This window comes from Pseudomonas jinjuensis (assembly GCF_900103845.1).
GTDB lineage: Bacteria > Pseudomonadota > Gammaproteobacteria > Pseudomonadales > Pseudomonadaceae > Pseudomonas > Pseudomonas jinjuensis.
Window position 1 is genome coordinate 240618 of sequence record NZ_FNIJ01000004.1, and the last position, 12827, is coordinate 253444.

General features: G+C 68.2%; 14 protein-coding genes. 2 read left to right on the top strand and 12 right to left on the bottom strand.

Annotation, left to right across the window (positions count from 1 at the left end):
• The first annotated feature begins 4 nt into the window (after positions 1 to 4).
• Both BLR75_RS07455 and BLR75_RS07460 read left to right on the top strand, forming a co-directional pair.
• Positions 5 to 1024, top strand: coding sequence for an alpha-ketoacid dehydrogenase subunit beta (locus tag BLR75_RS07455; protein WP_084311826.1), 1020 nt, complete (start codon positions 5 to 7; stop codon positions 1022 to 1024).
• The gene (locus tag BLR75_RS07460; protein WP_084311825.1) at positions 1021 to 2133 is read left to right on the top strand and encodes an acetoin dehydrogenase dihydrolipoyllysine-residue acetyltransferase subunit; all 1113 of its coding nucleotides are present in this window, start codon (positions 1021 to 1023) and stop codon (positions 2131 to 2133) included. The genes BLR75_RS07455 and BLR75_RS07460 overlap by 4 nt, the downstream gene beginning before the upstream one ends.
• Before the next feature lie 186 nt (positions 2134 to 2319).
• On the opposite strand, the gene BLR75_RS07465 is transcribed toward BLR75_RS07460, so the two are convergent.
• The 12 genes from BLR75_RS07465 to BLR75_RS07520 form a co-directional block, all read right to left on the bottom strand.
• Positions 2320 to 2652 (bottom strand): Rieske (2Fe-2S) protein, encoded by a 333-nt coding sequence (locus BLR75_RS07465; protein ID WP_084311824.1) that lies wholly within the window; start codon positions 2650 to 2652, stop codon positions 2320 to 2322.
• Positions 2653 to 2655: 3 nt separating this feature from the next.
• Complete coding sequence (locus tag BLR75_RS07470; protein ID WP_084311823.1) at positions 2656 to 2967, bottom strand: YciI family protein; 312 nt, start codon at positions 2965 to 2967, stop codon at positions 2656 to 2658.
• Complete coding sequence (locus BLR75_RS07475; RefSeq protein ID WP_084311822.1) at positions 2964 to 3824, bottom strand: intradiol ring-cleavage dioxygenase; 861 nt, start codon at positions 3822 to 3824, stop codon at positions 2964 to 2966. The genes BLR75_RS07470 and BLR75_RS07475 overlap by 4 nt, the downstream gene beginning before the upstream one ends.
• Before the next feature lie 70 nt (positions 3825 to 3894).
• Positions 3895 to 4962 carry a maleylacetate reductase gene (locus tag BLR75_RS07480; RefSeq protein WP_084311821.1) on the bottom strand — a complete coding sequence of 356 codons (1068 nt, stop codon included), beginning with the start codon at positions 4960 to 4962 and terminating at the stop codon, positions 3895 to 3897.
• Positions 4963 to 4971: 9 nt separating this feature from the next.
• Complete coding sequence (locus BLR75_RS07485; RefSeq protein ID WP_084311820.1) at positions 4972 to 6435, bottom strand: aldehyde dehydrogenase family protein; 1464 nt, start codon at positions 6433 to 6435, stop codon at positions 4972 to 4974.
• Between the two features lie 204 nt (positions 6436 to 6639).
• Positions 6640 to 7659 (bottom strand): hydroxyquinol 1,2-dioxygenase, encoded by a 1020-nt coding sequence (locus tag BLR75_RS07490; RefSeq protein WP_084311819.1) that lies wholly within the window; start codon positions 7657 to 7659, stop codon positions 6640 to 6642.
• 29 nt (positions 7660 to 7688) lie between these two features.
• Complete coding sequence (locus BLR75_RS07495; protein WP_084311818.1) at positions 7689 to 8180, bottom strand: cupin domain-containing protein; 492 nt, start codon at positions 8178 to 8180, stop codon at positions 7689 to 7691.
• 117 nt (positions 8181 to 8297) lie between these two features.
• Positions 8298 to 9227: a LysR family transcriptional regulator gene (locus BLR75_RS07500; RefSeq protein ID WP_084311817.1), complete on the bottom strand. Its 930-nt coding sequence runs from the start codon at positions 9225 to 9227 to the stop codon at positions 8298 to 8300.
• Positions 9228 to 9524: 297 nt separating this feature from the next.
• Positions 9525 to 10544: a branched-chain amino acid ABC transporter permease gene (locus BLR75_RS07505; protein ID WP_084311816.1), complete on the bottom strand. Its 1020-nt coding sequence runs from the start codon at positions 10542 to 10544 to the stop codon at positions 9525 to 9527.
• Complete coding sequence (locus BLR75_RS07510) at positions 10544 to 11407, bottom strand: branched-chain amino acid ABC transporter permease (RefSeq protein ID WP_084311815.1); 864 nt, start codon at positions 11405 to 11407, stop codon at positions 10544 to 10546. The genes BLR75_RS07505 and BLR75_RS07510 overlap by 1 nt, the downstream gene beginning before the upstream one ends.
• Positions 11408 to 11409: 2 nt before the next feature.
• Positions 11410 to 12102 carry an ABC transporter ATP-binding protein gene (locus BLR75_RS07515; protein ID WP_084311814.1) on the bottom strand — a complete coding sequence of 231 codons (693 nt, stop codon included), beginning with the start codon at positions 12100 to 12102 and terminating at the stop codon, positions 11410 to 11412.
• Positions 12096 to 12827 (bottom strand): ABC transporter ATP-binding protein, encoded by a 732-nt coding sequence (locus tag BLR75_RS07520; protein WP_084311813.1) that lies wholly within the window; start codon positions 12825 to 12827, stop codon positions 12096 to 12098. The genes BLR75_RS07515 and BLR75_RS07520 overlap by 7 nt, the downstream gene beginning before the upstream one ends.

Genomic DNA, 12827 nt, shown 5'->3' on the forward strand with positions numbered 1-12827 from the left:
CACCATGGCTAGAAAAATCACCTACCAGCAGGCCATCAACGAAGCCCTGGCCCAGGAAATGCGCCGCGACCCCAGCGTCTTCATCATGGGCGAAGACAACGCCGGCGGCGCCGGTGCTCCCGGCGAGCAGGACGCCTGGGGCGGCGTGCTCGGGGTCACCAAGGGCCTCTATCACCAGTTCCCCGGCCGCGTGCTGGACACTCCGCTGTCCGAGATCGGCTACGTCGGCGCCGCGGTCGGCGCGGCTACCCGTGGCATGCGCCCGGTGTGCGAGCTGATGTTCGTCGACTTCATCGGCTGCTGCCTGGACCAGATCCTCAACCAGGCCGCCAAGTTCCGCTACATGTTCGGCGGCAAGGCGGTCACCCCGCTGGTGATCCGCACCATGGTCGGCGCCGGCCTGCGCGCCGCCGCCCAGCACTCGCAGATGCTCACCTCGATGTGGACGCACATCCCCGGCCTGAAGGTGGTCTGCCCGTCGTCGCCGTACGACGCCAAAGGCATGCTGATCCAGGCGATCCGCGACAACGACCCGGTGATCTTCTGCGAACACAAGCTGCTCTACAGCATGCAGGGCGAGGTGCCGGAAGAGTCCTATACCGTGCCGTTCGGCGAAGCCAACTTCCTCCGCGACGGCGACGACGTGACCCTGGTGACCTACGGACGCATGGTCCACCTCGCCATGGACGCCGCCGCCAGCCTGGCGCGCCAGGGCATCTCCTGCGAAGTGCTGGACCTGCGCACCACCAGCCCGCTGGACGAGGACAGCATCCTCGAAAGCGTGGAAAAGACCGGCCGCCTGGTGGTGATCGACGAAGCCAACCCGCGCTGCTCCATGGCCACCGATATCGCCGCCCTGGTGGCGCAGAAGGCGTTCTCCTCGCTGCAGGCGCCCATCGAGCTGGTCACCGCGCCGCATACGCCGGTGCCCTTCACCGACACCCTGGAAGACCTCTACATCCCCAATGCCGTGAAGATCGAGGCGGCGGTGCTGAAGATCGCCAAGGGGAGGAAGGTCGCATGAGCCAGATCCATACCCTGACCATGCCCAAGTGGGGCCTGTCGATGACCGAGGGCCGCATCGACTGCTGGCTGAAGCAGGAAGGCGACGCCATCGAGAAAGGCGAAGCGGTGGTCGACGTGGAGACCGACAAGATCTCCAGCAGCGTCGAGGCGCCCTTCTCCGGCACCCTGCGCCGCCGCGTGGCCCAGGAAGACGAAACCCTGCCGGTGGGCGCGCTGCTCGCCGTGGTGGTCGAGGGCGAGGCCGGCGAGGCGGAGATCGATGCCGTGGTGGAACGCTTCCAGGCCGAATTCGTTCCCGGCGGCGACGACGCCGAGTCGGCCGGTCCGGCGCCGCAGAAGGTCGAACTGGACGGCCGCACCATCCGCTACTTCGACCGCGGCGAAGGCGGCACGCCCGTGCTGCTGGTGCATGGTTTCGGCGGCGACCTGAACAACTGGCTGTTCAATCACGAAGTGCTGGCGGCGGAGCGCCGGGTCATCGCGCTCGATCTGCCGGGCCATGGCGAGTCAGGCAAGACGCTGCAGCGTGGCGACCTCGACGAACTGAGCGGCGCGGTTCTGGCTTTGCTCGATCATCTCGATATCGAGCGCGCCCATCTGGTCGGGCATTCCATGGGCGGCGCGGTATCGCTCAACGCCGCGCGCCTGGCGCCGCAGCGGGTGGCTTCGCTGACCCTGATCGGCAGCGCCGGCCTCGGCGTGGAGATCAATGGCGACTACCTGCAGGGCTTCGTCGACGCGGCCAACCGCAACGCGCTGAAGCCGCAACTGGTGCAACTGTTCTCCGATCCCGGCCTGGTGAACCGGCAGATGCTCGAGGACATGCTCAGGTACAAGCGTCTGGAAGGCGTCGATTCGGCGCTGCGCCAACTGGCCGGCACGCTGTTCGCCGCTGGCCGCCAGCAGATCGACCTGAGCGGCGTGCTGGAAGGCGGCCGCCATCCGGCGCTGGTGATCTGGGGCGACGCCGACGCCATCATTCCGGCCCGCCACGCCCAGGGCCTGGACGCCGAGGTGCACATCCTCCCCGGCCAGGCGCACATGGTGCAGATGGAAGCGGCCGACGAGGTCAACCGGCTGATCCAGGGCTTCCTCGATCGGCAATAGCGCATCAGCCATCCTGGTCGCGCCATGCGACAAAGCCCCGTGCGGTAGGCCGGGGCTTTTTTGTCGTGCGACGGTGCGGGCATTGTTTCGCGGGCATGGCGGGGGTGGAATGCGTACGGAGTTATCCGAACCCTACAGGTCTGGCGTCCTGGCGATCCGCAGGCGTTCCATACGCGCGAAGCCCGCCTACACCAGCACCACCCCGTCACCCTCCCGCCGCACCTGCAGCGGTTCCAGGCTCGCACCCTGGCAGGGGCCGTCGATGCACAGGCCGTCCTCGAAGCGGAACAGCGCGCTGTGGTGGGCGCACATCAGCACCTGGCCGCGGTAGGTGTTGAATTCGCCGGGGTTGAAGTCCAGCGGCACGGAGAAATGCGGGCAGCGGTTGCGGTAGACCCACACGTCCTCGCCCCGGCGCACCGCGACCAGGGCGGTGGGCTTGCCGTCGAGGGTGGCTTCCAGGGCGCGGGCGCCGCCGTCCTGGATGTCGTGGATGGCGCAGAGAACGATTTCGCCCATGGCTCAGCCCCGCAGTTCCGGATTGCCCAGGCCCCAGTTCCACGGGCGGATCTCGACGCGTTCGAAGATGCCGGCGCGCACGTAGGGATCGTCGTCGATGAAGGCCTGAACATCGGCCAGCGTGGCGGCTTCCACCACCAGCAGCGAGCCGTTCATCTGGCCGTCCTCGCTGCACAGCGTCGGCCCGCCGAGGCGCACCACCACCGGGTGCGGGTAGGGATCGCGCAGGTGTTCGCGGTGCGCCGGGCGGATGCTCTGGCGCAGGCTGTGCTGTCCGGGCCGGTCGGTGGCGAAGACGGCGAAGTACTGGTTCATGAACGCTCCAGCACGAAGTCGTACTCGGCGAGGCGGAAATCGCCGGGGAAGTCGAATTCCCCTGCCAGCGGGTGATCCGCCGTGCAGGGCTGGTAGACCACCCGCAGCGAGTCCTTGACGCCGAACACCGCGTCGGAATCCAGGTACGGATCGTCGTGGTTGAACAGATGGGTGACCAGCGTGCGCCGCCCTTGCGCCTCGATCATGAAATGCAGGTGCGCCGGGCGCCACGGGTGCCGGCCGGTGGCTTCCAGCAGGCGGCCGACCGGGCCGTCGGTGGGAATCGGGTAGCTCACCGGGATGATGGTGCGGATCGCGTAGCGGCCTTCCGCGTCGGTGCGATAGCGGCCGCGCAGGTTGCCGTGGGGCTGGTCCGTATCCTGGCCGGAATACATGCCGTTCTCGGCGGTCTGCCAGACGTCCAGCGTCGCCCCGGCGATGGGCGCGCCCTGCTCGTCCAGCACGCGGCCGCTGACCAGCGCCGGCACGCCGGGGCTGAAGGCCATGTTCTCGCCATGGGCACGCTCAGGCATGCCGGCGATGTAGAACGGACCGAACACCGTGCTCTCGGTGACCGTGTCGGCGCAGCGATGGTTGATGGCATCGACCAGCATGGAAAGGCCGGTCACGTCGGAGAGCAGGATGAATTCCTGGCGCACCAGGCCGTCGCACATCTGCCCGGTCTCGGTGAGGAAGCGGATGCCTTCGAACCATTCGGCCTCGGTCAGCTCGACTTCGCTGGCGAAGGCATGCAGGTGGCGGACCAGGTTCTGGACCAACTGGCGCACACGCGGATTGGGTGCGGCGGCGAAGCTGGCGATGGCCTGGGCGGTGATCTTCGATTCGGGGGTGTTCATTGTCGTTGTTCCCGTACCTTTCTATCGCGGGCATGGCCCGCTCCTACAAAAGCTCGCGCCTCCGGGGACGTCACGCCGGCCCCAACCCCACCCGCGCCCGCTCCAGCAGCGCCTCGATGGCCTCCTGCTCGAACGGCCGCGGGTTGTAGTAGGGGCTGGCGCAGGCGATGCGGGCGGCTTCCGCCGGGCCTTCCGGGGGCAGGCCGATCTGTTCCAGGGCCAGCGGGATGCCCAGCTTGCGGTTCAGCGCGTACAGCAGCGGCCCCACCTCCTCCGCCCGCTCGCCACCCAGCGCCCGCGCGGCGCGGGTCAGGGGTTCGGCGGCGGCCTCGCGGTTGTAGTGCGCGGCATGCGGCAGGACGATAGCGTGGGCCTGCGCATGGGGCAGGTTGAAGGTGCCGCCGAGGGTGTGGCAGAGCTTGTGGTGGATCGCCATGCCCACCGAACCCAGGCAGATGCCCGCCAGCCAGGCACCGTACAGCGCCCGCGCCCGCGCGTCCTCGTCCTGCGGATCGGCCACCACCGCCGGCAGCGAGCCGGCCAGGGCGCGGATCGATTCCTCGGCCATCAGGGTGACAATGGGGTTGGCGTCCTGCGCGTAGAGCGCTTCCACGGCGTGGGCCATGGCATTCATCCCGGAGGCGGCGGATATGCCGGCCGGCAGGCTGAGGGTCAGCTGCGGGTCGTAGATCACCGTCTTCGGCAGCACGCGCGGGTCGCGGCCGGTCTTCTTCAGGCGGTTCTCGGTGAGGCCGTAGATCGGCGTCATCTCCGAACCGGCGTAGGTGGTCGGGATGGCGAGGATCGGCAGGCCGGAATCCATCGCGATGGCCTTGCCCAGCCCGATGGTCGAGCCGCCGCCCACCGCCACGCAGCAGTCGGCGCCGAGGCGCGCGGCCTCGGCGCGGGCGGCCTGGGCGACTTCCAGCGGTACGTGCATCACCGCCTCGGCATAGACCCCGGCGCTGCGCTCACCGATCAGCGCGGCGACGCGCTCGCCCAGCGGCCGCTGTTCCGGCGTGGTGAGGATCAGCGCGCGCTTCGCGCCGAGACGCTGGATTTCCTCGCCCAGACTGGCGAGGGAACCGTTGCCGAACACCACGCGGCTCGGCGTGCCCTGGTAGATGAAGGAGTTCATGGCCGGCCCTCAGCGCTTGAAGTGGGGAGGAATCTGCGCGTCGACGTTGACCCACACCGAACGCGCCTCGGTGTAGTCGTGGATCGCCTCGAAGCCCATCTCGCGGCCGTAGCCGGACTGGCCGACGCCGCCGAACGGGCTGCCGGGGCTGACCCGCTTGTAGCAGTTGATCCAGCACATGCCGGCGTGAATGCGCTCGGCCATGCGGTGGGCGCGCTGCAGGTCGCGAGTCCAGAGGCCGCTGCCGAGGCCGTAGGCGGTGCCGTTGGCGATCGCCAGCGCTTCCTCGTCGCTGGAGAAGCGCAGCACGGTGACGAAGGGACCGAAGACTTCTTCCTGCGCCACGCGGTCGCTGGGCCTGGCCTCGACTATGGTCGGCTCGACGTAGTAGCCGCCGGCCAGCGCCGGATCGTCCGGCGCCTTGCCGCCGGTGAGGATGCGCCCGCCCTCCTGCTTCGCCACTTCCGCGTAGGCCAGCACGCGGTCGCGGTGCAGCGCGGAGGTCAGCGGGCCCATTTCGGTGTTCGGGTCGAGCGGGTTGCCCAGGCGGATCGACTTCGCCAGCTCGACGAAGCGGCCGAGGAAGTCGTCGGCGATGCGCTCGTGGAGAATCAGCCGCGAGCCGGCGATGCACGCCTGGCCCTGGTTGTGGAAGATCGCCCAGGCTGCGCCATTGATCGCCGCGTTCAGGTCGGCGTCCTCGAAGACGATGTTGGCACCCTTCCCGCCCAGCTCCAGCTGTACGCGCTTGAGGTTGCCGGCGGAGGCCTCGACGATGCGGCGGCCGGTGGCGGTGGAGCCGGTGAAGGCGATCTTGCCCACCTCCGGATGCTCGGCCAGACGCTGGCCGGCGCTGTGGCCGTAGCCGGGCACCACGTTGACCACGCCATCCGGGAAGCCGACTTCCTTCATCAGCTCGGCGATGCGCAGGGTCGACAGCGGGGTGATCTCCGACGGCTTGATCACCACCGTGTTGCCGGCGGCCAGCGCCGGGCCCATCTTCCAGCTGGTGAACATCAGCGGGAAATTCCACGGCACGATCTGCCCGACCACGCCGACCGGCTTGCGCTGCACATAGTTGAGGAAGCCCGCCTCGACCGGGATCACCGAACCCTCGATCTTGTCGGCGATGCCGCCGAAGTAGCGGAAGCAGGCGGCGGTGCGCGGCACGTCGAGGTTGCGCGAGTCGCGCAGCGGGTGGCCGGTGTCCAGCGACTCCAGTTGCGCCAGTTCCTCGGCGTTGGCCTCGATGGCGTCGGCCAGCTTCAGCAGCAGCAGCCCGCGCGCCGCAGCCGGCAATGCCGCCCAGGCCGGGAAGGCGCGTTGCGCGGCGGCTACCGCCAGGTCCACGTCCTCCGCCTCGGCGGCGGCGATGCGGGTGATCAGCGAGCCGTCGGCGGGATTGAGCACGTCGATCTCGCCGCCTTTCAGGGCGGGGACGAAGCGGCCGTCGATGAACAGTTGGTTTTGCATGGGTAAAGCTCTCCGTGCGCCACCGGCAGAGCTCGATGGCGTGAGGATTTGAATGGAAATTACGGCGTGAAGGGTTCCCTCACCCTAACCCTCTCCCAAAGGGAGAGGGGACCGTTCCGGAGTGAAGGGAAACGACGGAGCCCAATCTCGCACCGACTACCCCCTCTCCCTCTGGGAAAGGGCCGGGGTGAGGGCAAACCCCGCTCAGAACTCGACCGGATACGGCTTCAGCTCCCCGCTCTCATACCGCTGCGGCAGGTTCGGCGTGGCGTTCTCCCACACCAGCAGCATCGAGCGCTTGGTCGAGTAGCCCTGGTGGCGGATGTCCGCGGGCATCGCCGCGATGTCGCCGGCGCGCATGGTCAGGCGGGCGCGCGGGGTGCCGTCGTCCTTGTCGGCGACATCCCAGACGATCTCGTCGGACAGCTGCAGGAACCACTCGACGCGGTCGTTGCCGTGGAACACCGGGAGGATGAATTCCTCGGTGGTCGGGCAGAACAGGCTGGCCTTGCACACCGAGCTGACCGAGGGGTTCCAGGTCACATCGGAGCGCGACAGGTACTTGAACAGGTTGATGGCGTGCAGTTCGCCCTCGAAGCCTTCGGCGGCGTGGACTTCCGGCTCGTCCTGGGGCACGTCGAGGAACTGGCGGTTCACCGGCAGGTCGTCGCGCAGCGGCGAATCGCCCGGCAGGCCCGGCATGCGCTTGGTGGCGATGCGGAAGCGCTCGATGGCTTCGATGTTGTCGCCGTTCTTGCGGCCGAAGGCGCTGCCGGTTTCCTCCGGCGCGGCGAAGGGATCGAAGCCGGCGTTGGTCCAGTCGCGCAGGATGGCCTTGAAGGTGGCCATGATCTTCGGCGTCTCGAACTGCTCGATGTAGTCGACGCCCGCCTCCTTCAGCACGCCGTTGAAGGTGCCGGCGTAGAGGTCGACCTTGCCGTAGTGGTTGCGGGTGCCGATCACCTGGTCGAAGTTCACCCAGCCGTAGAAGAAACCCCAGGCCACGTCGCGCATGGTGGCCCGCAGGAAGGCGTCGGCGGGGATCAGGTGCGAGCGGACCTGGCCCTTGGCCGGCCACTCGATGCGGGCGAAGTATTCGTCGCGGGAAAGGGTGAAGGCGCCGAGGCGGAAGCTGCGGTAGCCGGTGACGGCGTCGGGCTGGCTGGCTTCGACTTCGTCGATGGCGAAGGCCTGGGTCGGTTCGAGGGATTCGGGCATGGCCATGGTGAGGGTCTCCTTGTTCTTGTAATGGCTTACTTGAAGCAGATATCCGCCCACTTCTCGACGGAGAGCGGGCCCTGGATGGTCTGCTGCAGGATCACGCCGGGGCGCGCGCTCTCGAAGCGGTAGGCACTGCCGGCCGGCAACAGCGCCTGGTGGCCGCGCTTGAGCAGGACGTAGCCCATCGGCCGGCCCTTGGGCTGTTCGCCGGCGAGGCGGGTGCCCTCGCCTTCGCTCAGCGGCTGGTCGAGCTTGAGGAAGTCGATGCGCACCTCGCCGTCCATGACGATGGCGAATTCGTCGTGGGCGCAGGTGAACCAGGGGGACTGGCCTTCGGCGCGCAGCACCTCGATCACGTAGCCGAGGTTCAGGCCGACCACCGACTTCTCGTAGGCGGGAGATTTCTCGGCGACTTCGAAGACGTTGGAGAAGGCGTAGTGGGAGGCCTCGCCCTTCACCAGTTCGATGGAGCCCTTGCGGTAGTCGTCGAGGGTTCCGAAGACAGTACGGAATGCGGCACTCATGTCGTTCACCGTTTTGTTGTTGTAGTCGTTGGGAACAAGGTAAGGGTGTTGCCCCGTCCCAACAATCACACGCGGTACGACTTGAGTGTTCGCGAATCGCGAACAAAGGTTGCGAAGTCAGCGCACCCAGCCCTTCTCCAGCAGCGGCCGGTCCCAGGCGGGCTCGCCGGCGATGTGTTCCACCAGGAAGTCGATCAGCGTGCGCACCTTCAGCGCGCGGCGCTGGGTGGCGGGATAGACGGCGGAGAAGCTGAACGACGACAGCGAATAGTCGGTGAGCACCGGCAGCAGGCTGCCGATCTCCAGGTCACGGCCGGCCACCAGGGTCGGCAGGCAGACCAGCGCCGAACCGGTCAGGGCGAAGTCACGCAGCAGGTGGACGGAGTTGGAGCGCACCTGCCCCGGCAGGTTCAGCTCGATGGTCTCGTCGCCGTGGCTGAACTGCCAGCGGTTGCGCGACGGGTAGCCGGCGTAGAGGGCGATGCGGTGCTGCATCAGCTCGCCGGGATGCTGCGGCACGGGGAAGCGGTCGAAGTACTCGGGCGAGGCGCAGAACAGCCGGCGCACGCTGAACAGCTTGCGCTCGATCAGCGTCTCGGCCTGGGGCGGGAACATCTGGAAGGCGACGTCGAAGCCCTCCTCGATGGGATCGACCACCCGGTCGTTGACCACGATGTCGATCTCGATGTCCGGGTACTGCTCGGTGAACTCCGCCAGCATCCGCCCGAAATGCCCCACCGCGAAGCCCGGCAGCATCTGCACGCGCAGCTTGCCGGTGGGCTTGGCGCGCAGGTCGCGCATGTGCTCGGTGAGGGTGTTGAAGCTGGCGACCATGTCGGCGCATTCCTTGTAGAAGGTCTCGCCGACCTCGGACAGGCGCACATGGCGGGTGCTGCGGTGGAACAGTGGCGCGTTGATGAACTGCTCCAGCTGCTGGATGCGGTTGGTGATCACCGAGCGGGTCACGCCCAGTTGCTGCGCGGCCTTGGCGAAGTTGCCGGTCTCCGCCACGCGGACGAACGCCTCGATGCTGAGCAGGCGGTCCATGGGTACTACCTCCGATTGTTGTTCTCGTGAAAGCGCGAACGCCGGCCAGAGCGGAGTCTAGCCGGCGTGGGAGCGATGACGAAGGTGCGTCCTCGGATGCATTCCCGCGCGGGAGCGTGGGAACGATGACACCCGCCCTACGCGGTGTGCACATGTAGGGCGGGTGCAACCCGCCGTGCCCCGGGAGCCGAACGCAGAAAGTTCCGTAGGGTGGATGAGGCTTTTTTCATCCACCATTCCGGGGCCGCATGCGCGGCCATGGTGGATCGGTGGAGCGTGATCCACCCTACGTTGCGGTCACGGCAGAGCTCGCAGCTTCCTCCGCATCGGCAACAACTGCCACCCATAGCGCTCGCTCACCAGCCCCCACACGCCCTGGGGCGCCTTGAGCATCATCAGCACCGCCACGCTGCCGAGGATGATCATGTACAGCGGCCCATAGCTGGCGAAGCAGGCGCGCAGGGCGAAGTAGATCAGGGTGCCGATCAGCGGGCCTTCGAGGGTGCCGATGCCGCCGATGATGACGATGAAGATCACCGCCGCGGTCCAGTCCTGCACGCTGAAGGCGGCGTCCGGGGAGATGCGCAGCTTCTGCAGGAAGATCAGCGCGCCGACCACGCCGGTGCCGGCCGCGGCCACGACGTAGACCATCAGCCGCGTGCGGAAGGTGTTCACCCCGAGGCTGCCGGACGCCGCCTCGGAATCGCGGATCGCCGTCAGCGCCAGGCCCTGGCGCGAGCGCAGCAGGAGGAACATCGCCGCCATCACCGCCACGGCGATGGCCAGCGCGGTGAAGTACAGCACCAGTTCGCGCTCGTCCCGGCTGGCGCCGATGCGCCTGATCACCGCCGCCGGCAGGCTCTGCCCGGAGCCGCCGCCGAGGCTGCCGACCTGCGCCAGGCCGAGGCGGAACACCTCCGCCAGCACCCAGGTGCCGATGGCGAAGTAGGCACCGCGCAGGCGGAACAGCAACAGCGCCGAAGGCACCGCCAGCGCCCCCACCAGCACGCCGGCCAGTGCCAGCGACAGCAGCGGCGGCAGGCCGAGCTTGCCGGCGAGGACGAACAGCAGGTAGCCGCCGAGGCCGACGAACGCCTGCTGCCCCACCGAAACCATGCCGCCATAGCCGGCCAGCAGGTTCCACAGCTGCGCCAGCGCCAGGTAGTAGGCGAATTCGATCACCGCGTGCTGCAGCGCCGCGCCGGCCCAGAACGGCAGGGAGATCAGCAGCGCCAGCAAGGCCGTGAGCAGGCCCAGGCCGATATCGCTGCTGCGGGTGGTCCGTTCCACCCGCCAGATCGGGTTCATCGCATTCATCAGTCGACACTCCGGGGGAACAGTCCGCGCGGGCGGACGATCAGGATCAGCAGGAACACCAGGTGGCCGGCGAGGATCTGCCAGCCCGGATCGATGCGCGCGCCCACCGCCTGGGCGACGCCGAGGATCACCCCGCCGGCCAGCGTGCCCCACAGGCTGCCGAGACCGCCGATGATCACCGCCTCGAAACCGTAGAGCAGCCGCGCCGGGCCGACCGCCGGGTCGAAGCTGGTGCGGATGGCGAGGAACACCCCGGCGATGGACACCACCGCCATCGCCAAGGCCATGGCGAGGCCGAACAGGTGGCTGTTGTCGATGCCCATCAGCCGCGCGGTCTGCGGATCGTCCGAGGTGGCACGGAAGGCGCGGCCCAGCGCCGTGCGGTAGAACAGCAGCTGCAGCCCGCCGATCACCAGCACCGCGCTGGCGAACACCAGCAGCGGCATCGCGCCGACGCTGAGCTCGCCGAGGCTGAGGCTGGCGACTTCCAGTTCGCCCTGCGTCAGCTTGCGGCTGTCGGCGCTGAACCACGCCAGCAGCGCGTTCTGCACCACGATGGAGAGGCCGAAGGTCACCAGCAGCGGCGGCAGGATGTCGCCCCCCAGGGTGCGGTTGAGCAGCACGCGCTGCAGCAGGTAGCCGAGGGCGAACATACCCGGCACCACCAGCGCCAGGCTCGCCAGCGGCGACAGGCCGAGGCCCGAAGTGATGACCAGCGCCAGGTAGGCGGCGAGGACGATGAAGTCGCCGTGGGCGATGTTGACCAGGCGCATGATGCCGAACATCAGCGACAGGCCGACGGCGAACATGGCGTAGAGGCCGCCCAGCAGGACGCCCTGAACGAGGGTATTGAACCAGTCCATATCTAGATTCCGAAGTAGGCCGCCCGGATCTGCTCGCGGCTCGCCTCGGCGGGCCGTCCGGAGAGCGACACGCGCCCCTCCTGGAAGCAGTAGAAACGGTCGGCGACGCTGAGCGCCTGGTTGATGTCCTGTTCGACGAGGATCACCGAGATGCCGTCGGCCTTGATCGACGGCAGCGCGGCGTAGATGTCCTTGATGGTGGTCGGCGCGAGGCCCAGGCTGATCTCGTCGCAGAGCAGCAGCTGTGGGTTCGACATCAGCGCACGGCCGATGGCCACCATCTGCTGCTGCCCGCCGGACAGCGCCGTGCCCGGCCGCTTGCGCACCTCGCCGAGCACCGGGAACAGCTTGTACACCCGCTGCACATCCCAGGCACCCTTGCGCCCGCCCCAGGCGCCGATCAGCAGGTTTTCCTCCACCGTCAGCGAGGGGAACAGCTTGCGCCCCTCCGGCACCAGGGCGATGCCGCGCTGTACCACGCGGTTGGCCGGCAGCGCGCCGATGGCCTCGCCACGGAAGCGGATCGCCTCGGCGTCGTTGCGAATCAGCCCGGCCAGCGAGCGCAGGAAGGTGGATTTTCCGGCCCCGTTGGAGCCGATGATCGCCAGGGTTTCGCCCTCTTCCAGATTCAGGTCGAGGTCGAACAGCGCCTGGAAGTCGCCGTAGCCGGCGCGCAGTCGTTGGACGTTCAGCATGCCGCGCTCCCCATGCCCATGTAGATTTCCTGCACCTTCGGGTTGGCCATCACCGCGTGCGGTTCGCCTTCGTCCAGCTTGCGGCCGAAGTTGATCACCAGCAGGCGGCCGACCACCGCCAGCAGCGCGTGGACGATGTGCTCGATCCAGATGATCGCGGTGCCGCCCCTGTGGATGCCCTGGATGGTCTCCACCAGCGCGTGGCACTCGGCCTCGGTCAGGCCACCGGCGATCTCGTCTAGCAGCAGCAGGCGCGGCCGGGTCGCCAGCGCGCGGGCCATTTCCAGGCGCTTGCGTTCCAGCAGGGTCAGCGCGCCGGCGAGGACATTGGCCTTGCGCATCAGCCCGGTGATCTCCAGCACATGGGCGCACCATTCGGCGGCGCCCTTCTCGTGCTCGTCGCCACCGAAGGCCGCGCCCACCAGCAGGTTCTCGAACACCGTCATCTTCACGAAGGGATGCGGAATCTGGTGCGAGCGGCCGATGCCCAGGCGGCAGCGCCGGTGCACCGGTTCGCGGGTGACGTCGGCGCCGGCGAAACGGATGCTCCCGGCATCCGCCCGCACGCCGCCGGCGATCAGGTTGAACAGCGTGCTCTTGCCGGCGCCGTTCGGCCCGATGATGCCCAGCGCCTCGCCGGGGGCGAGACTGAGGCTCATGTCTTCGGTGACGGTCAGCGCGCCGTAGCGCTTGTGCAGGCCGTCGACGCTGAGTAGCGCTTGCAT